We start from the raw sequence: 22,178 nt of genomic DNA on the forward strand, positions 1-22,178 counted from the left end.
TAGGTCAGGGGGTCGACGTCACTGGCTTCTTTTCGCCCCTTGCCACCGGCGCAGGACCGGCCTTGGCGTGGACGCGTTCACCCTGCGGACCGAACAGGCTGAGCACCTCGGCCGCCTGGGTCCCGTCGCTGCCGAACCAGTGCGGAACCCGGGTGTCGAACTCAGCCACCTCGCCCGGACCAAGAACGAGGTCGTGGTCGCCGAGGACGAGCCGCATGCGACCAGAGAGCACGAACAGCCACTCGTACCCCTCATGGACCTTCGGTCGGGGGGTGCTGTTGCTCGTCGGGACGATGATCTTCCACGCCTGCACCCCGCCCGGCTGACGGGTCAGCGGCAGCACGGTGCGCCCGTTGCGTTTACTGGCCTTCAGCCGCACCCTCGGGTCCCCCACCTCGGGGGCGCCGACGAGGTCGTCAAGCGGCACCCGGTAGGCCTGCGCCAGTGGCAGCAGCAGCTCCAGGCTGGCGCGCCGCTGCCCCGTCTCCAGCCGCGACAACGTGCTCTTGGAGATGCCAGTCGACTCGGACAGCGCCGCCAGCGTGACTCCACGATGGGCTCGGAGCTGTTTGAGTCGCGGACCCACCTGGTCAAGGGCCCGGGCGATGGCTGCCCCCGTGTCGTCCATGTCGCTCACTGTCGCAACCTTTCCCGGAAACGGCAACGAACGTTGCCCCAACGCGGCAGCAGGGTCACAGTTCACGCATGAGAACCCACGAGGCACCGCACCCAGCCCCACCACGAAGTGGCCCTCCGACCAAGCACCAGCTCGCCGTGATGATCTGGCTCTGCGTCTTCCCGACGCTCACGGTCATCAACCTCGCCCTGGGCGACTGGCTTCGCCCCATGTCGCCCGTGCTGCGCACGTTCGTCCTGGCCACCATCGCCGTGCCGATCGTCATCTACGGCCTCATGCCCCAGCTGCACAAGGCGCGAGCCCGCTTCCTCACCCGGCCCGCAGCACAGTAGGACCACGCCGCCATGACCACTCACCACGCGCCCGTCGGCGTGAGTCGTCCGCCGGCTGGGGCGGTACGACTCGCGAGGCTGGCAGGCCTGCTGTACCTCGTCGTCGCGATCTTCGGCGGATTCGCCCAAGCCGTGCGGGTCAGCGTGTACGAACCCGGTGACGCCGCGGCGACCGCAGCGAACCTGGTCGCCAACGCGACGCTGGTCCGGCTGAGCTTCGCCGCCGACCTGGTCCAGGCCCTGGTCTGGATCGTCATGGCCGTGACCCTCCATCGGCTCTTCGCGCACGCCGGGAGGAGCGTCGCCCGCGGCATGGTCGTCTTCGTCGCAGTCTCGGCCGCCATCGCCTCCCTCAACATGGTCAACCAGCTCGGCGCCCTGCTGGTCGCGACGAACGACGCCTACAGCTCCGCGTTCGGCGTCGCCGGCTCGAACGCACTGGTCCTGCTCCTCATGGATCTACAGCACTACGGCTACCTGGTCGCGCAGCTCGGCTGGCTGTGGCTCTTTGCCCTGGGAGTACTCGGCCATCGCTCCGGCATGTTCCCGAGATGGCTCTCGTTCCTGCTGATGCTCGGCACGGTCTGCTACGTCACCGACGCTCTCAGCCGGTTTCTCGCCCCGACCTTCGCAGACACGTCGGCCGTCATCTTCGTCGGGCCCGAGATCCTCTGCGAGGTCGCCCTGTTGGCCTATCTGCTCATCAAGGGCGTCAGGACAACTCATCCCCCAGCCCCCGGGTCCGCCCCTGCGTGAGAAGGCCACCGGCACGAGAAGAGCCTGGGACTAGGGGCGGATCTCGCCCGACCCGCGAGCGACGAGCTCGGGCTTGAGCACGACGTGGCGCGGAGCCGAGGTGTCTCCGTCGATGCGGGCGAACAACCGCGCGGCGACCTCGGCCCCGATGGCTGCGACGTCCTGCCGGATCACCGTGAGCGGCGGGTCGACGATGTCGGCCAGAGGGAAGTCGTCGAAACCAACCAGGGCAATCCGTCCGGCCAGTCCGCGATGATGCAGTGCACGAATCGCACCCACTGCCAACGAGTTGCGCGCCGCGAAGATCGCGGTCGGCGGGTCCTCGAGGTCGAGCAGGCGGCCCAGTCCGTCCACCGCGTCCTCGGACGACCGCAGCGAGGTGGCGGCGAGTCGGGGATCTGGCTCGATACCGGCATCCCTGAGCGCGGACAGGTAGCCCTCGTGCCGGGCCCGAGCGGTTTGGATCGTCGTCATGTCGCTGAGCAGCGCGATGCGGCGGTGGCCGTGCGCAACGAGGTGGTTCACCGCCAGCCGTGCGCCGAGGTCGTTGTCGATGGTGACGGAGTCGGTGTCGACCCCGTTCGGCTGGCGGTCCACGAACACCACGGGCAGCCCGGTGCGCAGGTCGTCGGCGAGGTACTCCTGGCGTTCGGTCGCCGGCATGAGGAGCAGCCCGTCCACCCTGCGCCGCACGAGGCTCTCCACCAGGGCCTGCTCGCGCTCGGGCTCCTCGTCCAGGCTTGATGCGACGATCGCGACGCCCCGGTCGCGGCCTGCGTCCTCGAGGCTGCGCAGCAGGCTGGCCGAGAAGCTGTTGCTCACGTCCTGCAGCAGCGCGCCCACCATCGCGCTGCGCCCGTCGCCACGACGCAGGTTGCTCGCAGCCAGGTTGTGGCGGTAGCCCAGCTGCGCAACGGCCCGCTCCACACGGGTGGTCACGTCGGAGGACACGCCACCCTCGCGGTTCACCACCCGGGACACGGACTTGAGACTCACGCCGGCCAGAGCCGCTACCTCACGCATGGTTGCGCGGGGCCTTCGCCCGGCGTCTGACATCGATGTCATCGTCACGGTGCTAGTTGTACAGGAACCGTTGACAAATATACAAGACGCGCGCTACTAATGGTCTCGACAACGTTGTCAACGCGGTTTCCCGCCGCAGAAGAAGGAGCCGTCCATGTCCCGCATCACCCCCTCCCTGCGCAGGACCGTCGCAGTCGCTGCCGTGGCGTCCACCGCCCTCGCCCTCACCGCGTGCAACCGCGGTGGCTCCACCGACACCGGTAGCGGTGGCGGTGGCGGCGAGTCCACCGTCGGCGTCACCCTGATCACCAAGGACTCCACCAACCCGTTCTTCGTCGCCATGCAGAAGGGCGCCAAGGCCGATGCCGGCAAGAACAACGTCAAGCTGACGGTCGCCTCCGGCAAGCAGGAGGGCGACGACCAGGGCCAGATCACGGCCATCGAGGACGCCATCGCGCGTGGCGACAAGGGCATCCTCATCACCCCGATGAGCGACGGCGTCAACGCCGCCATCAAGAAGGCCCGCGACGCCAAGCTCTTCGTCATCGCCCTCGACACCCCGCCCGACCCGGCCGACACCGTGGACATCACGTTCGCGACCAACAACCGCAATGCGGGCAAGCTCGACGGCCAGTGGGCCGCGGCCCAGCTCGACGGCAAGCCGGCGGTCATCGCCCTGCTCGACCTCTTCGACGACAAGATCGTCTCCGTGGACTACAACCGCGACCAGGGCTTCCTCGAGGGCCTGGGCGTTCCCGTGGCCGACGGCAAGAAGAACGGTGACGAGGCCAAGACCGGGAAGTACACCGGCGGCAAGGGCGGCGACTACACGATCGTCTGCAACGAAGCCGGACAGGGCGCGGAGGACGGCGGGCGTTCTGCCATGGAGAAGTGCCTGGCCAAGAACCCCAACATCAACCTCGTCTACACCATCAACGAGCCCACGGCGGTCGGCGCCAACGCGGCCCTCAAGGCGGCGAACAAGACCGCTCTGATCGTCTCGGTCGACGGTGGCTGCGCGGGCGTCGGCAGCGTCAAGAGCGGCGTCATCGGCGCGACCGCCCAGCAGTACCCGCTGAAGATGGCCACGCTCGGCATGGAGGCCATCGCGAAGATCGCCCGCGGTGGCGAGAAGCCGAAGGTCACCGAGGGCCTCGACTTCTTCGACACCGGCGTGGCCCTGGTCACGGACAAGAAGTCGGACGGCGTCGAGAGCATCACGTCCGACGAGGGCACCAAGATCTGCTGGGGCAACTGACCATGAGCACCGAGGTCACCTCCGCTGCCGCCGAGTTCGCTCGGCGGCAGCAGTCCCCCGTTCAGCGCGTGCAGCATCAGCTGCACGGCAAACCGTGGCTGAGCCCGCTGTTTCTGCTCCTCATCGCGTTCATCGCCTTCTACATCGCGACGCCGACGTTCCTCACGGCCAGCTCGATGGGCATCCTGCTCCAACAGACGGCCGTCGTCGCCGCGCTCGCGGTGGGACAGACCCTCGTCATCCTCACCGCCGGCATCGACCTGTCGGTGGGGTCGATCATGGTGCTGTCGATGATGGTGATGGCCACCCTGTCCAAGGACGACAACATGCCCGGCATCCTCGGGCTGATCGCGGGACTCCTGCTCGCCACCGGGGCCGGTGCACTCAACGGCCTCCTGGTCACGCGGATCAACCTCCCGCCGTTCATCGTCACCCTCGGCACGCTGAGCATCTTCGGCGCCATCGCGCTGCTCTACTCGGGTGGCTCCAGCATCCAGGCCAGCCACCTGCCCGACCTGATCAACTTCCTCGGCGACGGGTTCGGCATCGGTTCGTTCCGGCTTACCTATGGGATCGTCGTCGTGGCTCTCATCTACGTGGTGATGGCCTTCGTCCTGTCCCAGACGGCCTGGGGCCGCTACGTGTATGCCGTGGGTGACGACCCCGAGTCGGCCCGCCTGTCCGGCGTCCCCAGCAAGCGCATCCTGTTGACCGTCTACACCGTGGCCGGACTCATCTACGGCATTGCCGCCTGGATCCTCATCGGCAGGGCCGGGGCCGCGACCCCCAACGCCATCCCGGACGCCAACCTCCAGAGCATCACCGCCGTCGTCATCGGCGGCACGAGCCTGTTCGGTGGCCGTGGTCGCCTCGTCGGGACGCTCATCGGAGCGCTCATCGTCCAGACGTTCGCATTCGGACTCTCCCAGCTCGGCGTCGACCAGCAGTGGCGCTACCTGTCCATCGGCATCCTCGTCGTGGTCGCCGTCGCTGTGGACCAGTGGATCAGGAAGGTGAAGGCATGAGCACCACCACGCTCGAGGTCGCCCACGGCGGTGTGCCCGAAGGCAAGGAGCACATCTACGCGCAGGACCCCGTTCTCTCGGCCCGCAAGCTCGTCATCACCTTCGGCCGTGTCGTCGGGCTCGACGGGGTCGACCTCGACCTCTACCCGGGCGAGGTGCTCGCCGTGATCGGCGACAACGGTGCCGGCAAGTCGACCCTGATCAAGTGCCTCACGGGGGCATATGTCCCCGACTCGGGTGCGATCACGCTCAACGGCCAGCCGGTCCACTTCAAGAAGCCCCAGGATGCCCGTGAAGCGGGGATCGAGACGGTCTACCAGCAGCTGGCCGTCATTCCCGCCCTCGACATCGCGAGCAACCTCTACCTCGCCCGTGAGGAGCGTCGCAAAGGCCCCCTGGGCTCGGTGCTGCGGATGCTCGACAAGAAGGGCATGGAGAAGCGCGCCGGAGAGTCGGTGAAGAACCTCGGCATCCAGACGATCCAGAACATGAACCAGGCCGTCGAGACCCTCTCCGGCGGGCAGCGCCAAGCCGTCGCAGTCGCCCGTGCCGCGGCGTTCGGGAGCAGGCTCGTGGTCCTCGACGAGCCGACTGCGGCGCTCGGTGTCAAGGAGTCCGGCATGGTGCTCGACATGGTCAAGCAGCTGCGGGACAAGGGCCTGTCGATCATCCTCATCAGCCACAACATGCCCCACGTGTGGGAGGTCGCCGACCGCATCCACATCCAGCGGCTCGGTGGCCGGGCCGGGGTCATCACGCCCCAGTCGCACGACATGGGTGAGGGCGTGGCCATCATGACGGGCGCCACCCGCCTCGAGGGCTCCTCGTGACCGGCACGGTGGTGGTCGGCTACATCCCGACGCCCGAGGGGATTGCTGCCTTCGAGCGAGCCAAGGACGAGGCGCTGCTCCGAGACTGCAGGCTCCTGGTCGTCAACACCGGCCAGAACGGTGACTTCGCCACCCCGAGCTTCGCCACCGCAGAGGACATCGACGCGATCTCGAAGGAACTGCAGGAGGCGGGCCTGGTCCACGAGGTCCTCCAGGCCACCACCGGGCTCGCGGCAGCCGAGGAGATCCTGCGCGTGGCGCAGGCCGAGTCGGCGGACCTCATCGTCATCGGCATTCGCCACCGCACGCCCGTGGGCAAGCTCTTCCTGGGCAGCACCTCACAACAGGTCCTGCTCGACGCGCCCTGCGCGGTGCTGGCGGTCAAGGCCAGAAGGAGCGCCTGAGCCGGCCCCCCAAAGACCTCGGCCTGGGCTCAGCTTCGCGCTGGCCCAGGCCGAGCCTCAATGCGGGGTGATGAGCGGGCGCTGGGTCGCCTTGGACTTCCCGTAGGCCGCGTGCGCGGACCTCGTGCTGTCGAGCTCGCTCACCTGCGAGACCGGCACGTCCCACCACGACTCGCTGTCGGGCGCGTGGACGAGCGGGTCCGTCTCGACGTGGATGACGACGGGGCCGCCGTCGGCCGGGGCGGCCTTGGCCTCCCCGATCGCCGCCGCGAGCTCGGCGCGCGAGTGGACCTCGATGACGTGTGCGCCCAGGCTTCGGGCGTTCGCCGCCAGGTCGACGGGGAGCGGCGTGCCGTCGAGCCGGCCGGACTCCTCGGAGCGGTAGCGGTAGGACGTGCCGAACCGCTGCGACCCGAGCGACTCCGAGAGGGAGCCGATCGAGTGGAAGCCGTGGTTCTGGACGAGGACGACGACGACCTTGATCCGCTCCTGCACCGCGGTGACGAGCTCGGTCGGCATCATCAGGTAGCCCCCGTCGCCCACCATCGCGAACACGTCGCGGGTCGGATCGGCCAGTCGGACGCCCAAGGAGGCGGGCACCTCGTAACCCATGCAGGAGTAGCCGTACTCGACGTGGTAGCCCTTGCGGTCCCGGACCCGCCACAGCTTGTGCAGGTCGCCGGGCATCGAACCCGCGGCGCAGAGGACGACGTCGCGCGGGTCGGACAGCTCGTTGACCGCCCCGAGCACCTCAGCCTGGGTCAGCAGGCCTTCCGCCAGCTTCGAGGTCACCTCGGCCGGCGGGTCGTAGGCCGCCTCCACCTGCTCATCCCATGCCCGCCAGAGTTCGCCCTGGCGTTCGCGGTAGGCGGGTTCCACGGCATACCCGTCCAGGGCCGAGGTGAGCGCGGTCAGGGCCTCGCGGGCGTCGGCGACCACGGAGAGGCCCGCGTGCTTGCCGGCATCGAGTCCGGCGACGTTGACGTTGACGAAGCGGACTCCGTTGTCCTGGAAGGCAGTTCGCGACGCGGTCGTGAAGTCCGACCATCGCGTCCCGACGCCGATGACCACATCGGCGTCCCGGGCGACGGCGTTCGCCGCGGTGGTGCCGGTGGCACCCACAGCCCCGAGCAGCTGCGGGTGGCCGTGCGGCAGCGACCCCTTGCCGGCCTGGGTCTCCCCCACTGGGATGCCGGTCGCCTCGCAGAACGCCGCCAGCGCCTGCTCCGCACCGGAGTAGTGCACCCCACCGCCCGCAACCACCATCGGTCGCTCCGCGCTCCGGATCACCTCCGCCGCGTCCGCGACTCGTGCCGCCTCGGCCGGTGGGCGGGCAACGTGCCACACGCGCCGGGCGAACAGCGCGACGGGGAAGTCGAACGCCTCGGCCTGGACGTCCTGGGGCAGGGCGACGGTCACCGCCCCCGTCTCGACCGGGTCCGTGAGGACCCTCATCGCCCCCAACAGTGCCGACGCCAGCTGCTCCGGGCGGGTGACCCGGTCGAAGAAGCGTGACAGGGGGCGGAACGCGTCGTTGACGGTCACGTCCGCGGCATACGGGACCTCGAGCTCCTGGAGCACGGGAGCAGACACTCGGGTGGCGAACGTCCCCGAGGGCAGCAGCAGGACCGGGATCCGGTTGATCGTGGCGAGGGCAGCCCCGGTCAGCATGTTCGTCGAGCCCGGGCCGACCGAAGCCGTGCACGCCCAGGTCTGCAGCCGGTCCTTCTGTCGCGCGTAGCCGACCGCGGTGTGCACCATCGCCTGCTCGTTGCGCGCCAGCACGTACGGAAGGTGCTCCTCGCCATCGGCGAGCTCGTTCTGGAGCAAAGCCTGGCCGAGTCCCGCGACGTTGCCGTGCCCGAAGATCCCGAAGCAGCCCGCGAACAGCTTCTGGCACTCGCCGTCGCGCTCGCTCCACTGGTTGGCGAGAAACCGGACCACGGCCTGTGCCACGGTGAGCCGCACCGTCGCGCTGTCGTTCGCACCCATGTCAGCTGCCTCCCTCGACCAGTCGGGGGTCGACGTCCTGCGTCGTCCAGGTCTCGCGCACCCCGGCGTGCGCCGGGTCGTCGCGAATGAGCCAGGCCCGGTGCTCCCCCGGTCCGGCCATGACGTTGAGGTAGTAGAGGTCGGCGTCCGGCGCGGCCGTCGCGGGGCCGTGCCAGCCGTGCGGGACGAGCACCACGTCGCCGCTGCGCACCTCGGCCAGCACGTCGATCGGGCGCTCCTCGCTGCCGTAGACCCGTTGGTAGCCAACGGGATCCGGCGTGTCGCCACCGGCGGTTGCCTGCGTCTCGAAGTAGTAGATCTCCTCGAGCTCCGTCTCCTCGCCGGGGCGCTCCTCGTCGTGCTTGTGCGGCGGGTAGGAGCTCCAGTTGCCGGCCGGGGTGATCACCTCGCACGCGATGATCGAGTCCGCGTCGAGCACCTCGGGGATGCCGAAGTTGCGGACCTCGCGCGAGCAGCGCCCGGCGCCCCGCAGCTCGACCGGCACCTCGGCTGCCGACACGTGCCGCACCGCAGGGGTATGCCGCGTGGTCGCCCTCGCGGCGCACACCGCGACCCGCGCGGGGCCGCCCTCGGCGGTCACCGTCAACGCGGAGTCGCGCGCCACGTAGGCGACATCGGTCGGTCCGGCGAAGACCGAATCGCGGCCGAGGAGCAGCACATCCGGCGCCCCGGGGACCGCCACGCGCACCGAGCCGGACAGCGGTACCACCACGTGCTCTCGCTCGCCGGCCTCGACGGCGCGGCTCTCACCCTCACCGAGCGACCCGGCATACAGCCCGGTGTGCCGCCATCCCGGGACCGTGTCGTCGATGACGACGTCCCAGCCGTCCCTCTTCGCCGTACCGGCCAGACGCACCCAGGTGTCGTTGTCACGACCGAGGCTCATCCGACCTCCCCGTGCACCAGCCCGGCGGCGATGTCGACCGCGCCGGCGACGTCGCCATCTGGCGGGTAGAGCAAGGCCCTGCCGACGACCAGGCCGCGCACCGACGGCAGTTCCAGTGCCCGACCCCACGAGGCATAGGTCTCGTCGGGGTGGGTCTGCGGGTCGCCTCCCAGCAACAGCGTCGGCAGCGTGGTCGCGTCCATGACGCGCTCGAGCTCGTCGACGACCGGCAGCTTGAGCCACGTGTGCGCGCTGGTCGCTCCGAGACCAGCGGCGATGTGCATCGACAGGATGGTCGAGTCAGGGTCGAGCTGGTTGACGACGCGCCCCCCCTCCCGCACCGAGATGAATGGCTCCACCATGGCCATCCGCCCGTGCTCCGCGAGCTCGGTGACCGCCTGGGCGCTGGCCTCGAGGGTGGGCAGGCTGCCCGGGTCACCGTAGGCGATGCGCGTCAGCATCTTGCCGCCGTCGAGGCCGTTGGCGACGATGTCCTTGGCGCGATAGGCGGTGAACCGGTCGTCGAGCTCGAACGTCGCCCCCTGCAGGCCGCCACGGTTCATCGAACCGATCACGACCTTGCCCTCCAGGGCGCCGAGCAGCAGCAGGTCCTCGAGGATGTCCGGGGTGCCGAGCACGCCGTCCACTCCCGGCCGCGAGATCGCCTCGACGAGCCGGCCGATCAAGTCGCTCCGGCTCGCCATCGCGTGCCCGTCGCCGCGCACGCCGAGCGCGCCACGGGCGGGGTGGTCGGCCGCCACGATGAGCAGTCGCCCGTCCGGGCCGACGAGCTCGCGCAGCACCCGGTCCTCCCACCGCTCGGCGATCGCCCGGGGAGTCCTCACCCGGGTCTCAGTGAGCATCGCCAGCTCCTCGCGTCCGAGTCTCGGTCCAGTGGCCGTGGTAGCGCTCATTGCTCCCCCTCCTGGGTGCGACCGGGCGCGCCGATCCGTACCGGCACCGTGCCGGTCGCGATCGCCTCTCGCACCTCGGCCTCGGTCGGCATGGCCGTCGAGCACTCGAGCCGCGAGGCGACGATCGCCCCGGCGACGTTGCAGAACTCGAGCACGTCACGCAGCGGCCAGCCCGAGATGAGCCCGTGCACCAACGCACCACCGAAGGCATCGCCGGCCCCGAGGCCGTTGACGACGTCGACGGGGAACGGCGGGACCTCGATACGCTCGTCGCGCGTTGCCGCCAGGACGCCGCGAGGGCCCTGCTTGACGATCGCGAGCTCGAGCCCGCGATCGAGGAGGGCGTCGGCCGCGCGCTGCGGGTCGGTCTCACCGACCGCGACCTCGCACTCCTCGCGGTTGCCCACCGCGACGGTCACGTGCTGGAGAGCCTTGTCGACCTGTTCGCTCGCCTCGGCGGGGTCGGCCCAGAACATCGGCCGGTAGTCGAGGTCGAGGATCGTGTGCTCGCGCCTGCCGCGGTGCTCCCAGGCGGTGAAGTGGGCGGCCCGGCTGGGTTCCTGCGACAACCCGGTGACGGTGCTCCAGTACACCCGAGCGTCCCGGATCGCGTGGAGGGGCAAGGTGTCCGGCTCGATGAGCAGGTCCGGGGCAGTCGGGTAGCGGTAGAAGTACAGAGGGAAGTCGTCCGGCGGGAAGATCTCGCAGAACGTCACCGGGGTGGGGGGCCCGTCCACCTCGCTGATGTATGCCGGGTCGACGCCGAGGCGTTCGGCCTCCTGCCGTACGTAGCGGCCGAAGGCGTCGTGCCCGGTGCGGGTGATCAGCGCACAGTGACGGTTGTAGCGGGCTGCCGCGACGGCCACGTTGGTGGCACTGCCGCCGAGGAACTTCTCGAAGGTGCGCACCTCCTCCAGCCCGACGCCGACCTGCAGCGGGTAGATGTCGGCGCTCACTCGACCGATGGAGACGAGGTCGTAGGTCTGGGACGTGTCAGGGGTCCGGGACAAGTCAGACCCCGACGCCGGAGTGCTGCGCGGCCAGGGCCAGGAGGTAGTTGAGGCTCGTCTCGACGTCTCCGAGGGGGCCCTGGGCTCCGGGGTCCTCCGGCAGGATGGTGTCCTGCTCGAGGACGTACCACCCGGCATACCCGCTGTCCTCGAGGGCGCCGACGATGGCGGCGATGTCGACGTCGCCCTGCCCGAGCGGCACGTAGAGGCCCTCACGCACCCCTTCGGTGTAGGAGAGCTCGCCGGCTCGCACGCGCCTGGCCACCGCCTCGCTGACGTCCTTGAGGTGCACGTGGGCGATTCGCTGGGGATGGCTGCGCACGACCGCGACCGGGTCGCCACCCCCGATGAGGAGGTGTCCGGTGTCGAGGCAGAGCCCGATCGTGGAGCCCGCGAGGACCCTGTCGGTCTCCTCGCCGGACTCGACCATGGTGCCGACGTGCGGGTGGAGCGTGGCGGTGATGCCACGTGCCCCCGCAGCGGTGTCGAGGCGGTCGAGGTTGGCCAGCAGGGTCGCCCAGCCGGCGTCGTCGAGAACGGGCCGCTCGTCGTAGCCCTCCGCACCGGTTGCCGCGGCGAGCACGACGGTGGAGGCGCCCGCGGCGACGAGGCCGTCCAGAGCCCGCTCGACCTCGGGCACCGGGTCGTGCCCCGAGTCGTGGAGGACGACCGGCACGAACTGGCCGACCGCCTCGAGGTCCCCCTCGGCGAGCACGCGCGCCTTGTCCTGCGGCTCGTCGGGCAGGAACCCGTCGGGTCCGAACTCGGTCGCAGCGAGCCCCACGTCTGCCATCTGCCTCAACACGGTCGCGGGGTCGTACTGCCACCCCCAGCCGGGCACCTCGCAGACGCCCCACGAGATCGGGGCGCCGGCGATGCGGTCGGACAGTGGCGGTGTCTGGTTGGTCATGGGTCAGGCTCCCTTGATCTCGGAGAGGTCGACCGGGCGGCGCTCGCTGCGCGACAGTTCGCACGCCTCTGCGACGCGGAAGGCCTGCAGTGCGTCGTCGACGGTGCAGGGAGTCGGCAGCCTGCCCGCGGCGACCTCGCAGAAGGCAGCGAGCTCGGCGCGGTAGGCCGGCAGGAAGCGCTCCATGAACGACGACCTCTGCGGCCCCCGGGGGAAGTCGACGTCGCCCTCGGCCGACCGGAAGGCCAGCGAGTCGTCGAGCCCGACCGCGATGGCGCCCAGCTCTCCGTGGACCTCCATGCGGACGTCGTGGCCCGCGCCGTTGTAGCGGGTGGAGCTCACGAGCACGAGCGTGCCGTCGTCCAGGGTGAGGACGGCGGCACCGGTGTCGACATCGCCCGCGTCCCGGAAGAACGGCGCACCCTTGTTGCCGCCCGTCGCGTAGACGGTGGCGACCTCGCGGCCCGTGACGAACCTGATGATGTCGAAGTCGTGGACGTTGCAGTCGCGGAAGATCCCGCCCGAGGTGGGGATGTAGGCCGCGTGCGGCGGAGCCTGGTCGTGCGTCGCCGCCCGGATGGTGTGGACGAAGCCGAGCTCCCCAGAAGCCACGGCCGCCCTGGCGTTGCGGTAGCCGGTGTCGAAGCGGCGCTGGAACCCGATGTGGACGGGGGTGTCCGAGTCGGCCGCGAGGCGGGACAGGTCGATGGTCTCCTCGAGAGTGGCAGCGACCGGCTTCTCGCAGAACGTCGGGATGCCACGCTCGATGCCTTGGCGCAGCAGGGGCGCGTGGCCGGGAGTCGCCGTCGCGATCACCAGACCGTCGATTCCCGAGCCGAGCAGCTCTTCGGTGTCTGCGGCATGGGCGAGCCCGAGCTCCTCGGCGACCCGTCGGGCGGACTCCCCGTCGACATCGGCGAGCACGACCTCATCGACCGCGTCGAGGCTCTTGAGCGTCGAGGCGTGAAAGGCCCCGATCCGTCCTGTACCTGCTAGTCCGATGCGCATCAGCGGAACTCTTCCCATCCGGTGTCGAAGCCTATCGCCGTTGTCAGGACCCGGGAGGGGAAGTTGGCACGCGGCGGTTGCAGAGACAGCGTGCCGAGGGGCGGATGCCGTGTCAACCATTTGTTAGGACATTCTCACGTAAGGAACGAAGAGCACCCGCTAGAGTGTGCGAATGACCAAACCGGTGGGCGTGCTGATCGATCGGGCATCACCCGTGCCGCTCTACCACCAGCTCGCCGAGCAGCTCGGCGAGGCGATCAACAGCGGCGAGCTGCAGCCGGGTGATCCCTTCGAGAACGAGGTGGCCATAGTGGCTCGCCTCAACCTCTCGCGACCCACGGTGCGCAGGGCGATCCAGGAGCTGGTCGACCAGGGCCTGTTGCTTCGTCGACGTGGTCTCGGCACGACAGTCGCGGCGCGCAAGGTGCACCGTCGCGCCGAGCTCACCAGCCTCTGGGACGACCTCGCCCGCACTGGTGCCAGGCCCACGACGCACGTGCTGAGCCACGAGCTGGTGCAGGACGAAAGGGTCGCCACTGCTCTCGACCTCCCCGCCGAGACGGTGTTCCTGTCCATCGTGCGCCTGCGGTGCTCGGGCGACACGCCGCTGGCCGTCTTGCAGAACTGGCTCCCACCAGGACTCGACGACATCAGCCGCGAGGAGCTGGAGGAGCAGGGGCTCTACGCCCTGCTCCGCGAACGCGGAGTCAGGCCGGTCGTCGCGCACCAGAGCATCGGCGCCCGGACTCCCACGACTCGGGAGCGCAAGCACCTCGGCATCCGCGGGAGCGAACCAGTGCTGACCATGTCGCGCAGCGCCTTCGACGCGGTCGGCAAGGCGGTGGAGTTCGGCGACCACTGCTACCGCGCGTCGACGTACAGCATCGAGGTCATGATCGACGAACGCTGAGCGGCCGGGCTTGCCGCGGCGCCCGACCCCTGACCCGGGTCGGGCGCCGCCGACCTACCCGGCTAACAGGCCGAGGGCTGGGGTTTCGGTGCAGCACCGCTCTCCGCGATGCCAGTGTGCGAGCGGCTGGCGTTGCGGAAGCCGGTGCCCTCCTCCCCCTCGGCCACCGGGGTCGACGGCCCGGCGCCCCCGCTGGGGCCGCTGGGGCCGTCGCCTCCTCGGCCACGCTGCATACCCTTGAGGATCATCCCGATGAAGCTGGGCTTGCCCTGGCTCTTCGAGTACACGTCGAACGCGACGGCGCCGAGGAGCACCAGGCCCTTGATGATCTGGACGAAGTTGCTGTCCACGCTCAGGTTGGCAAGGCCCAGGTTGAGCACGCCCATGACGAGGCCGCCAATCATCGACCCCGTGACGGTGCCGACACCACCGGCCACCGCCGCGCCACCGACGAAGACGGCCGCGATCGCGTCGAGCTCGAAGTTGACGCCGTCCTTGGGGTTCGCGGCATTGAGGTATGCCGTGAACACCATGCCCGCGACCGCGGCCAGGAAGCCCATGTTGACCATGACGAACAGGTCGATCCGTCGCGTGTCCACGCCGGAGAGGCGTGCGGCGTTGGAGTTGCCACCGACAGCGTAGATGTGACGGCCGAGCACGGTGCGCTGGGTGATGAACGTGTAGAGCACGACGAGGCCGCCGAGGATCAGGCCCACGACTGGGACGCCCTTGTAGGACGCGAGCAGGAGGCCGAAGCCCAGCAGCAGCCCGCAGATGACGACCAGCTTGATGATGCTCAGGGTCAGGCGAGGCACGTCCATGCCGTAGCGCCGAAGGTCGGACCGGCGGCGCAGCTCGAGGTAGACGATCACGGCGACAGCCAGCAGAGTCAGGACGAGGGTGGGGTTGTGGTAGCCGGTCACCGGACCGACCTCGGGCAGGTAGCCGTTCGCGATCTTCTGGAAACTCTCCGGCACCGGGATGGACTCGGCGTTGAGGATCATCAGGTCGAGGCCGCGGAAGAGCAGCATGCCGGCCAGCGTCACGATGAAGGCGGGGATCCCCACGTAGGCGACCCAGAAGCCCTGCCAGATCCCCACGAGGATGCCGAGCGCGAGCCCGAGCAGGATGGCGGCAGGCCAGGGCAGGTCCAGCTTGGCCATCGAGAGCGCCACCGTGGCACCGACGAAGGCGCTCACCGAGCCGACCGAGAGGTCGATGTGGCCGGCGATGATCACCATGACCATGCCGATCGCGAGGATGAGGATGTAGCCGTTCTGCACCAGCAGCGACGTGACGTTGCGCGGCTGGAGGAACAGGCCGTCGGTCAGCACCTGGAACATGAGAACCAGCAGCAGCAGCGCGATCATCATCCCGTACTGGCGGATGTTGCCGCTGAGGGCCTTGCGCATCTCGCTCACCAGTGACTCGGTGGGCGGCGGCGCGGGGGCCGTGGGCGCGGGGGCGATGTCGGTCGCCATGTCAGTCTGCCTTTCGCTGGGTCATGTAACGCATGAGGACTTCCTGGTCTGCCTGGGCTCGGGCGACGTCGGCCGTGATGACACCGGCGCTGAGGGTGTAGATGCGGTCGCACAGCCCCAGCAGCTCGGGCAGCTCGGAGGAGATCACGAGCACGCCGCGTCCACTGTCGGCGAGGCGGTTGATGATCTCGTAGATCTCGTACTTGGCACCGACGTCGATGCCACGGGTGGGCTCGTCGAGGATGAGCACGTCCGGCTCGGTGAACATCCACTTGCCGAGGACGACCTTCTGCTGGTTGCCGCCTGACAGCTTGGCGACGCCCTCTTCGATGCTCGGGGTCTTGATGTTCATGCTCTTGCGGTAGCGCTCGGCGGCGAGGACCTCCTCGCGCTCGTCGACGACGCCCCGCCGCCGGATCTTCCTGAGCCCGGCCGCCGTGATGGACACCTTGATCGTGTCGAGCAGGTTCAGGCCAAGGCTCTTGCGGTCCTCGGTGACGTAGGCGAGCCCGGCGTCGATGGCCTTCTGGACGGTGTTCGCCTTGAGCGTCCGGCCGTCCTTGACCAGCTCGCCGCCGACCTTGTGGCCGTAGGACTCACCGAAGACGCTACGGGCCAGCTCGGTGCGACCCGCGCCCATCAGGCCGGCCAGACCGACGATCTCGCCGCGGCGGATGCTGAGGTTGGCGTTCTTGACGACGATCCGGGATGCGTCGTGGGGGTGCCCGACGGTCCAGTCACGGATCTCCAGGAGGACGTCACCGATCGTCGGCTCGTGCGGGGGGAACCGGTGGTCGAGGTCGCGGCCGACCATGCCGCGGATGATCCGGTCCTCGTTCACCTCACCCTTGGTGATGTCCAGCGTTTCGATGGTGCGGCCGTCGCGGATGATGGTGATCGAGTCGGACACCTCCTCGATCTCGCCCAGCTTGTGGCTGATCATGATCGAGGTGATGCCCTTGGCCTTGAGGCCCAGGAGCAGGTCCAGGAGGTGTCGGCTGTCGGTGTCGTTGAGGGCGGCCGTCGGCTCGTCGAGGATCAGCAGCTTGACGTCCTTGGCCAGCGCCTTGGCGATCTCGACGAGCTGCTGCTTGCCGATGCCGATGTTCTTGACCTGGCTGTTCGGGTCCTCGTCCAGCCCCACCCGGGCGAGCAGGTCGAGGGCGCGCTGTCGCGCGACCGGCCAGTTGATGACGCCGGCCCTGCCCTGCTCGTTGCCGAGGAAGAGGTTCTCCACGATCGAGAGCTCGGGGATGAGGGCGAGCTCCTGGTGGATGATGACGATGCCCGCGGACTCGCTGTCGCGAATCCCCTTGAACTGCATCTCGTTGCCCTCGAAGACGATGTCTCCGAGGTAGGTGCCGTGCGGGTAGACACCGGAGAGCACCTTCATGAGGGTCGACTTCCCGGCGCCGTTCTCACCACAGATGCTGTGGATCTCGCCGCGCTGCACCGACAGGTTCACGTCCGAGAGCGCCTTGACGCCAGGGAACTCCTTGGTGATGTCACGCATCGTGAGGATCGGGGTGGACATCCGCTCAGCCTCCGTGGGTCTTCTGGGTCCCGTTGGTCGTGGTTCATCGTGCGGTACGTGCAGGGTCCAGCGGTACTGGCTCTGCGTGGTGTCCGTGGCGGSGGRCGGTCATCCGTCCGCCGCCACGGAGCTGGTGGGGCGACTAGGAGAAGTCGGCCTCGCTGTAGTACTTCGCCTTGAGCAGGATGTCCTTGACGTTGGACTTGTCGGCGGCCACCGGCTCGAGGAGCTGGGTCGGGACCTTCTTGACGCCGTTGTCGTAGGACTCGGTGTCGTTGACCGTCACGGTCTTCTTGCCGGCGATCTCGGTGATCATCGTGACGGTGGCCTGGGCCAGGTCACGCGTGTTCTTGAAGACGGTCGAGTACTGCTCGTCCGCGAGGATCGACTTGACCGACTCGAGCTCGGCGTCCTGGCCGGTGACGACCGGCAGCTTCTTGCCACCGGTGCCGTAACCGCTGCCCTTGAGGGCGGCGAGGATGCCACGGGACAGACCGTCGTAGGGCGACAGGACGCCGTTGACGTCAGCCTTGGAGTACGACTTCGTCAGCACGTTCTCCATGCGCTTCTTGGCCACGGCCGCGTCCCAACGCAGGGTCGCCACGGTCTTGAAGTTGGTCTCGCCGGACGCGATCTTGATGTCACCGGCGTCGATCTTCGGCTGGAGCACCTCCATGGCCCCGTTGAAGAAGAAGGTGGCGTTGTTGTCGTCCGGGGACCCGGCGAAGAGCTCGACGTTCCACGGCTTGGGGGCACCGCTGGCCTCGAGGCCGGCGAGCAGGGACTCGGCCTGCAGCTTGCCCACCTTCAGGTTGTCGAAGGTCGTGTAGTAGTCGACGGCGTCGGTGTCACGAAGCAGGCGGTCGTAGGCGATCACGGGGATCCCGGCGTCCTTGGCCTCCTTGAGGGCGCCCTTGAGGGCGGTGCCGTCGATGGAGGCGATCACCAGGACCTGGTTCTGCTTGGTCACCATGTCGTTGACCTGGGTGACCTGGGTCGGGATGTCGTCGTTGGCGTACTGGAGGTTGACCTTGTAGCCGGCGGCCTCGAGCTGCTGCTTGATGTAGTTGCCGTCCTTGATCCACCGCTCGGAGGTCTTGGTCGGCATGGCCACCCCGATGGTGCCCTTGACATTGGCGGCAGCGCCGCTGCCGGACGAGGCGTTGTCCGTCTGGCGACCGCAGGCGCTGAGGCCGACTGCGAGGAGGCCGACGGCAGCTGCCGCGATGATTCTGCGCACTGTGTGCTCCATTCCATGGAAGTCAACCTGCGAAGGCGCTGGCTGAAGGTACTGATGGGTGTGTGCTATTCAGTTGTGCGCCAAGGGCGCGGCGCCTCACAGGCCTTGGGCCAGCCGGTGGTAAGCGTTGTTCCACCGCAGCTCGCGAACGAAGCCGCGGGTGGTCGTGTGGGCGTCGATGAGGGCCAGCTCGAGGCCCGTCATCTCGGCGAAGTCGTGCAGGTGCTCGGCCGTCAGGGCGGTCGACAGCACCGTGTGGTGCGGGCCTCCCGCCACCAGCCAGGACTCGGTGGCGGTGCGCAGGTCGGGACGCGGGCTCCAGACCGCTCGCGCCACCGGGAGGTTGGGCAGGTCGGCCAGCGGCGGGACGACGTCGATCTCGTTGGCAGTCAGCCGGAACCGGTCGCCCATGTCGGAGATCCCGACCACGACGGCTTCGCCGGCAGCGGCGGTGAACACCAGCCGCACCGGGTCCTCACGACCCCCGATACCGAGGGGGTGGATCTCGAGGCTGGGGCGCTCGGCCGCGATGGAGGGACAAACCTCGAGCATGTGCGCGCCGAGGATCAGCTCGCGACCGGGCTCGAGGTGGTAGGTGTAGTCCTCCATGAACGAGGTGCCGCCGGGCAGTCCCTGCGCCATCACCTTGAGGGTGCGGAGCATGACCGCGGTCTTCCAGTCCCCCTCGCCACCGAAGCCGTAGCCGTCGGCCATGAGGCGCTGCACGGCAAGCCCGGGAAGTTGGCGCAGTCCGCCGAGGTCTTCGAAGTTGGTCGTGAAGGCGGCGTAGCCGCCCTCCTCCAAGAAGCTCCGCAGCCCGAGCTCGATCCGCGCTCCGTAGCGCAGGGACTCGTGCCGCCCGCCGTCCGAGCGCAGTTCCGGCGCCACGTCGTACAGGTCCTCGTACTCCTTCACGAGCGTCGCGAGATCACCGTCGGACACGCGGTCCACGACGGCCACGAGGTCGTTCACGCCGTAGGTGTTGACCGAGACCCCGAGGCGCAGCTCGGCCTCGACCTTGTCGCCGTCCGTGACGGCGACGTCGCGCATGTTGTCACCGAAGCGCACCACCCGCATCGTGCGCAGGGAGGCCCGGGCGACCGCGGCACGGGCCCACGTCGCGATGCGCTCGATCGTGGTGGGGTCGCTGACGTGCCCGGTCACCGTCTTGCGCGTGACCCCGACCCTGGTCTGGATGTAGCCGAATTCGCGGTCGCCGTGGGCGGCCTGGTTGAGGTTCATGAAGTCCATGTCGATCGTGGCCCACGGGAGGTCGCGCCCCGCCTGCGTGTGCAGGTGCAGCAGCGGCTTCGCCAGGGCATCGAGCCCGGAGATCCACATCTTCGCCGGGGAGAAGGTGTGCATCCACGCGATGACGCCGACGACGTCGTCATCGCTGTTGGCGTCGAGCATGACGCGGCGAATCGACGCGGCGTCGGTCAGGATGGGCTTGGCCACGACCTCGGCGGTGAGGGTCCCTGCAGCCTGCAGCGCATCAGAGATCACTGCGGACTGTGCGGCGACCTGGCGCAACACGTCCTCGCCATAGAGACCCTGGCTGCCGGTGAGGAACCAGATCTTCGGCTGAATGCTCATGAGGCGGGAGTTCCCTTCTGCCCGTATACGTTCTGGTATCGGTCGTAGAGCCGGTCGATGTCTGCCTGGTCCAGCCGCCAGGGGTTGCCGAGCTGGCTCGCGAGGTGCACGGTGCGGGCGACGTCCTCGAGCATCACGGCCGTCTTGACGGCTGCTCGGGCATCCGCGCCCACCGTGAACGGGCCGTGCCCGCCCATGAGGACTGCCCTGGACCTGCTGCCCGCCAGGGTCTGGACCAGGCCGCGACCGATCGAGTCGTCGCCGATCAGGGCGAACGGGCCGACGGGGATGTCCCCGCCGAACTCGTCGGCGATCATCGTGAGCACGCAGGGGATCGACTCGCGGCGCGCGCACCAGGCCGTGGCGTAGGTGGAGTGCGTGTGCACGACTCCCCCGACCTCGGGCAGGTGGGCGTAGACGTAGGCGTGCGCTGCCGTGTCGGACGAGGGAGCGTGGGACCCCTCGACCAGCCGGCCCTCGAAGTCGGTCACGACCATCGCGTCTGCGGTGAGCTCGTCGTAGGACACCCCGGAGGGCTTGATGACCAGCAGCTCCTCCCCCGGGACCCGGGCGGAGACGTTGCCTGCGGTCCAGGCGACGAGAGCGTTGCGCGTGAGCTCCGCGTGCAGGTCGGCCACCGAGGCGCGCAGCTCGTCGACGGCTTCCCGGACGGCGGGCAGGGCCAGGGCGCTCATGACAGGGCCTTGCGGCGGATGGCCTTGAGCCGGCGCATGACGTCGTTGCCGCCTCGTCCGAAGTGGTCGTGGAGCGCGAGGTACTCGGCATACAGCTCGTCGTAGGCGGCCACGTTCTCCGGCACCGGGACGAAGGCAGCGACGGTGCGGCCGCCCATCGCCTGCGCGGCCTTGCGGATGTCGGGGTACGCCCCTGCCGCCACGGCCGCGTGGATGGCCGAGCCGAGCGCCGGGCCCTGCTCCGACCGAACCGCCGACAACGGGAGGTTCAGGACATCTGCATAGATCTGCATCAACAGGGGGTTGCGCAGCAGGCCACCCGCGACGATGAACTCCGTGACCGGCACACCGGACCCCGTGAAGGCCTCGACGATGACCCGCGCGCCGAACGCGGTGGACTCGAGCAGAGCGCGGTAGGTGTCCTCAGGGGCGGTCGCGAGCGTCTGGCCCACGATGAGACCGGACAGCTCGTGATCCACGAGGGTCGACCGGTTGCCGCTGTGCCAGTCGAGCACCACCAGGCCGTGCGCGCCGATCGGCTGGGCCGCACCCAGGTCGGTGAGGTGCTCGTGGACCGAGAGCCCCGCCTTGGCCGCCGCGGCGTGGTACTCCGGCGGGACGCACGAGTTCACGAACCAGCCGAAGATGTCACCCACGCCCGACTGACCGGCCTCGTAACCCCAGAGGCCGGGGATGATGCCCCCGTCGACGACACCGCACATCCCGGGGACGTCGCGCAGGACGGCACTGCTGAGGACGTGGCAGGTCGACGTACCCATGATCGCGACGAGCTGCCCCGGCTCGACGGCCTGGGCTGCGGGAGCCGAGACGTGCGCATCGACGTTGCCGACCGCCACCACGATGCCCTCCGGCAGTCCGGTCCACGAGGCCGCCTGCGCCGTCAGCCGTCCGGCAGGGTCACCGAGCTGTCCGATGCGGTGGGCGAGCTTGTCCTCGACGAAGCCGGCAAACCCCGGGTTGAGCGCCGCCAGGAACTCGGGACTCGGATACTCGCCGTCCTGGTAGATCCCCTTGTACCCGGCCGTGCAGGCGTTCCGCACGTACTCCCCGCACAGCTGCCACACGATCCAGTCCGCGAGCTCCACGAAGTGAGCCATCGCGGCATACACCTCGGGGGCCTCCTCGAGGATCTGCAGGCCCTTGGCGAACTCCCACTCCGAGGAGACGAGGCCGCCATAGCGACCAAGCCACGGCTCAGCGCGCTCGGCGGCGAGGGCGTTGATGCGATCGGCCTGTCCCTGGGCCGCGTGATGGCGCCACAGCTTGACGTAGGCGTGCGGCGAGGAGGCGAAGTCGGAGGTCTCGCTGAGCGGGGTGCCGTCCGCGAGGGTGGGCACCATCGTGCACGCCGTGAAGTCGGTCGCGATGCCGACGATCCGGTCTGGGGCGATCCCCGCGGCGCGGATGGCTTCGGGGACCGCGGTGCGCAGGACGTGGACGTAGTCCGTGGGGACCTGAAGCGCCCACTCCGGGGGAAGTCGCTCGCCCGTCCCGGGGAGCACCTCGTCGATGACCGCGTGGGGGTAGACCGAGACCGCGCTGCCCAGCTCGGTCCCGTCGCTGACGCGGACCACCACGGCCCGGCCGGACAAGGTCCCGAAGTCGACGCCGACGACACAGATGTCGTCGCGGTCCTCGTTCGTCATCGAACGCTCCTCGTGCTGTTGGTTCGCCAGTGAGCCAGCGCGCCTTCCA

21 protein-coding genes are annotated in these 22,178 nt (G+C 69.1%); 7 read left to right on the forward strand and 14 right to left on the reverse strand.

Going from position 1 to position 22,178, the window contains the following annotated elements:
- Positions 1-4: 4 nt before the first annotated feature.
- A complete protein-coding gene (locus tag AC1DYG_RS07375; protein WP_477639480.1) occupies positions 5-628 on the reverse strand; it encodes a helix-turn-helix domain-containing protein in 624 nt (207 codons plus the stop codon).
- A gap of 77 nt (positions 629-705) precedes the next feature.
- Between AC1DYG_RS07375 and AC1DYG_RS07380 the strand changes: the two genes are divergently transcribed.
- Both AC1DYG_RS07380 and AC1DYG_RS07385 read left to right on the forward strand, forming a co-directional pair.
- Positions 706-969 (forward strand): putative antibiotic biosynthesis monooxygenase, encoded by a 264-nt coding sequence (locus AC1DYG_RS07380; RefSeq protein WP_477639208.1) that lies wholly within the window; start codon positions 706-708, stop codon positions 967-969.
- Between the two features lie 12 nt (positions 970-981).
- Positions 982-1,725 (forward strand): DUF4386 domain-containing protein, encoded by a 744-nt coding sequence (locus tag AC1DYG_RS07385; protein ID WP_477639209.1) that lies wholly within the window; start codon positions 982-984, stop codon positions 1,723-1,725.
- Positions 1,726-1,755: 30 nt separating this feature from the next.
- Here AC1DYG_RS07385 and AC1DYG_RS07390 read toward each other — a convergent pair whose 3' ends face one another.
- Positions 1,756-2,790, reverse strand: coding sequence for a LacI family DNA-binding transcriptional regulator (locus AC1DYG_RS07390; RefSeq protein WP_477639210.1), 1,035 nt, complete (start codon positions 2,788-2,790; stop codon positions 1,756-1,758).
- A 112-nt stretch (positions 2,791-2,902) separates the two neighbouring features.
- Between AC1DYG_RS07390 and AC1DYG_RS07395 the strand changes: the two genes are divergently transcribed.
- From AC1DYG_RS07395 to AC1DYG_RS07410, 4 genes are read left to right on the forward strand one after another with little or no spacing between them, the layout of a single operon-like run.
- Positions 2,903-4,006: a substrate-binding domain-containing protein gene (locus AC1DYG_RS07395; protein ID WP_477639211.1), complete on the forward strand. Its 1,104-nt coding sequence runs from the start codon at positions 2,903-2,905 to the stop codon at positions 4,004-4,006.
- 2 nt (positions 4,007-4,008) lie between these two features.
- Positions 4,009-5,031, forward strand: coding sequence for an ABC transporter permease (locus AC1DYG_RS07400; RefSeq protein WP_477639212.1), 1,023 nt, complete (start codon positions 4,009-4,011; stop codon positions 5,029-5,031).
- Positions 5,028-5,861 (forward strand): ATP-binding cassette domain-containing protein, encoded by an 834-nt coding sequence (locus AC1DYG_RS07405; protein ID WP_477639213.1) that lies wholly within the window; start codon positions 5,028-5,030, stop codon positions 5,859-5,861. The genes AC1DYG_RS07400 and AC1DYG_RS07405 overlap by 4 nt, the downstream gene beginning before the upstream one ends.
- Positions 5,858-6,265 (forward strand): universal stress protein, encoded by a 408-nt coding sequence (locus tag AC1DYG_RS07410; protein WP_477639214.1) that lies wholly within the window; start codon positions 5,858-5,860, stop codon positions 6,263-6,265. The genes AC1DYG_RS07405 and AC1DYG_RS07410 overlap by 4 nt, the downstream gene beginning before the upstream one ends.
- A 57-nt stretch (positions 6,266-6,322) precedes the next feature.
- Here AC1DYG_RS07410 and iolD read toward each other — a convergent pair whose 3' ends face one another.
- Genes iolD through AC1DYG_RS07440 form a run of 6 tightly spaced genes read right to left on the reverse strand, consistent with a single transcriptional unit; the run spans position 6,323 to position 13,006 of the window.
- On the reverse strand, positions 6,323-8,257 hold the full coding sequence (gene iolD, locus AC1DYG_RS07415; RefSeq protein ID WP_477639215.1) for a 3D-(3,5/4)-trihydroxycyclohexane-1,2-dione acylhydrolase (decyclizing): 1,935 nt from the start codon (positions 8,255-8,257) through the stop codon (positions 6,323-6,325).
- Position 8,258: 1 nt separating this feature from the next.
- Positions 8,259-9,164 carry a 5-deoxy-glucuronate isomerase gene (iolB, locus tag AC1DYG_RS07420; RefSeq protein WP_477639216.1) on the reverse strand — a complete coding sequence of 302 codons (906 nt, stop codon included), beginning with the start codon at positions 9,162-9,164 and terminating at the stop codon, positions 8,259-8,261.
- On the reverse strand, positions 9,161-10,027 hold the full coding sequence (locus AC1DYG_RS07425; protein ID WP_477639217.1) for a Cgl0159 family (beta/alpha)8-fold protein: 867 nt from the start codon (positions 10,025-10,027) through the stop codon (positions 9,161-9,163). The genes iolB and AC1DYG_RS07425 overlap by 4 nt, the downstream gene beginning before the upstream one ends.
- A gap of 47 nt (positions 10,028-10,074) precedes the next feature.
- The gene (gene iolC / locus AC1DYG_RS07430) at positions 10,075-11,088 is read right to left on the reverse strand and encodes a 5-dehydro-2-deoxygluconokinase (RefSeq protein ID WP_477639218.1); all 1,014 of its coding nucleotides are present in this window, start codon (positions 11,086-11,088) and stop codon (positions 10,075-10,077) included.
- A 1-nt stretch (position 11,089) separates the two neighbouring features.
- A complete protein-coding gene (locus tag AC1DYG_RS07435) occupies positions 11,090-11,998 on the reverse strand; it encodes a TIM barrel protein (RefSeq protein WP_477639219.1) in 909 nt (302 codons plus the stop codon).
- A 3-nt stretch (positions 11,999-12,001) separates the two neighbouring features.
- Positions 12,002-13,006, reverse strand: a complete 1,005-nt coding sequence (locus tag AC1DYG_RS07440; RefSeq protein WP_477639220.1) for a Gfo/Idh/MocA family protein — start codon at positions 13,004-13,006, stop codon at positions 12,002-12,004.
- 172 nt (positions 13,007-13,178) lie between these two features.
- On the opposite strand from AC1DYG_RS07440, the gene AC1DYG_RS07445 reads away from it, so the two are divergent.
- Positions 13,179-13,916 (forward strand): GntR family transcriptional regulator, encoded by a 738-nt coding sequence (locus AC1DYG_RS07445; RefSeq protein ID WP_477639221.1) that lies wholly within the window; start codon positions 13,179-13,181, stop codon positions 13,914-13,916.
- Between the two features lie 62 nt (positions 13,917-13,978).
- On the opposite strand, the gene mmsB is transcribed toward AC1DYG_RS07445, so the two are convergent.
- The 6 genes from mmsB to araB form a co-directional block, all read right to left on the reverse strand.
- The gene (gene mmsB / locus AC1DYG_RS07450) at positions 13,979-15,397 is read right to left on the reverse strand and encodes a multiple monosaccharide ABC transporter permease (protein WP_477639222.1); all 1,419 of its coding nucleotides are present in this window, start codon (positions 15,395-15,397) and stop codon (positions 13,979-13,981) included.
- Position 15,398: 1 nt separating this feature from the next.
- Positions 15,399-16,931: a multiple monosaccharide ABC transporter ATP-binding protein gene (gene mmsA / locus AC1DYG_RS07455; protein ID WP_477639223.1), complete on the reverse strand. Its 1,533-nt coding sequence runs from the start codon at positions 16,929-16,931 to the stop codon at positions 15,399-15,401.
- 142 nt (positions 16,932-17,073) lie between these two features.
- The gene (gene chvE, locus AC1DYG_RS07460) at positions 17,074-18,171 is read right to left on the reverse strand and encodes a multiple monosaccharide ABC transporter substrate-binding protein (RefSeq protein WP_477639224.1); all 1,098 of its coding nucleotides are present in this window, start codon (positions 18,169-18,171) and stop codon (positions 17,074-17,076) included.
- A gap of 96 nt (positions 18,172-18,267) precedes the next feature.
- Complete coding sequence (gene araA, locus AC1DYG_RS07465; protein WP_477639225.1) at positions 18,268-19,767, reverse strand: L-arabinose isomerase; 1,500 nt, start codon at positions 19,765-19,767, stop codon at positions 18,268-18,270.
- Complete coding sequence (locus AC1DYG_RS07470; protein ID WP_477639226.1) at positions 19,764-20,462, reverse strand: L-ribulose-5-phosphate 4-epimerase; 699 nt, start codon at positions 20,460-20,462, stop codon at positions 19,764-19,766. Before AC1DYG_RS07470 ends, araA begins: the two co-directional genes overlap by 4 nt.
- Positions 20,459-22,129: a ribulokinase gene (gene araB, locus AC1DYG_RS07475; RefSeq protein WP_477639227.1), complete on the reverse strand. Its 1,671-nt coding sequence runs from the start codon at positions 22,127-22,129 to the stop codon at positions 20,459-20,461. Before araB ends, AC1DYG_RS07470 begins: the two co-directional genes overlap by 4 nt.
- Positions 22,130-22,178 lie beyond the last annotated feature (49 nt).

It is taken from the genome of Pedococcus sp. P1_H8, from assembly GCF_056405175.1.

Excerpts from the sequence above, each read along its gene's own strand:
- AC1DYG_RS07375 (WP_477639480.1), bottom strand. The coding sequence starts at position 628 with ATGGACGACACGGGGGCAGCCATCGCCCGGGCCCTTGACCAGGTGGGT.
- AC1DYG_RS07380 (WP_477639208.1), top strand. The coding sequence starts at position 706 with ATGAGAACCCACGAGGCACCGCACCCAGCCCCACCACGAAGTGGCCCT.
- AC1DYG_RS07385 (WP_477639209.1), top strand. The coding sequence starts at position 982 with ATGACCACTCACCACGCGCCCGTCGGCGTGAGTCGTCCGCCGGCTGGG.
- AC1DYG_RS07390 (WP_477639210.1), bottom strand. The coding sequence starts at position 2,790 with ATGACATCGATGTCAGACGCCGGGCGAAGGCCCCGCGCAACCATGCGT.
- AC1DYG_RS07395 (WP_477639211.1), top strand. The coding sequence starts at position 2,903 with ATGTCCCGCATCACCCCCTCCCTGCGCAGGACCGTCGCAGTCGCTGCC.
- AC1DYG_RS07400 (WP_477639212.1), top strand. The coding sequence starts at position 4,009 with ATGAGCACCGAGGTCACCTCCGCTGCCGCCGAGTTCGCTCGGCGGCAG.
- AC1DYG_RS07405 (WP_477639213.1), top strand. The coding sequence starts at position 5,028 with ATGAGCACCACCACGCTCGAGGTCGCCCACGGCGGTGTGCCCGAAGGC.
- iolD (WP_477639215.1), bottom strand. The coding sequence starts at position 8,257 with ATGGGTGCGAACGACAGCGCGACGGTGCGGCTCACCGTGGCACAGGCC.
- iolB (WP_477639216.1), bottom strand. The coding sequence starts at position 9,164 with ATGAGCCTCGGTCGTGACAACGACACCTGGGTGCGTCTGGCCGGTACG.
- AC1DYG_RS07425 (WP_477639217.1), bottom strand. The coding sequence starts at position 10,027 with ATGCTCACTGAGACCCGGGTGAGGACTCCCCGGGCGATCGCCGAGCGG.
- AC1DYG_RS07435 (WP_477639219.1), bottom strand. The coding sequence starts at position 11,998 with ATGACCAACCAGACACCGCCACTGTCCGACCGCATCGCCGGCGCCCCG.
- AC1DYG_RS07440 (WP_477639220.1), bottom strand. The coding sequence starts at position 13,006 with ATGCGCATCGGACTAGCAGGTACAGGACGGATCGGGGCCTTTCACGCC.
- AC1DYG_RS07445 (WP_477639221.1), top strand. The coding sequence starts at position 13,179 with ATGACCAAACCGGTGGGCGTGCTGATCGATCGGGCATCACCCGTGCCG.
- mmsB (WP_477639222.1), bottom strand. The coding sequence starts at position 15,397 with ATGGCGACCGACATCGCCCCCGCGCCCACGGCCCCCGCGCCGCCGCCC.
- mmsA (WP_477639223.1), bottom strand. The coding sequence starts at position 16,931 with ATGTCCACCCCGATCCTCACGATGCGTGACATCACCAAGGAGTTCCCT.
- araA (WP_477639225.1), bottom strand. The coding sequence starts at position 19,767 with ATGAGCATTCAGCCGAAGATCTGGTTCCTCACCGGCAGCCAGGGTCTC.
- AC1DYG_RS07470 (WP_477639226.1), bottom strand. The coding sequence starts at position 20,462 with ATGAGCGCCCTGGCCCTGCCCGCCGTCCGGGAAGCCGTCGACGAGCTG.
- araB (WP_477639227.1), bottom strand. The coding sequence starts at position 22,129 with ATGACGAACGAGGACCGCGACGACATCTGTGTCGTCGGCGTCGACTTC.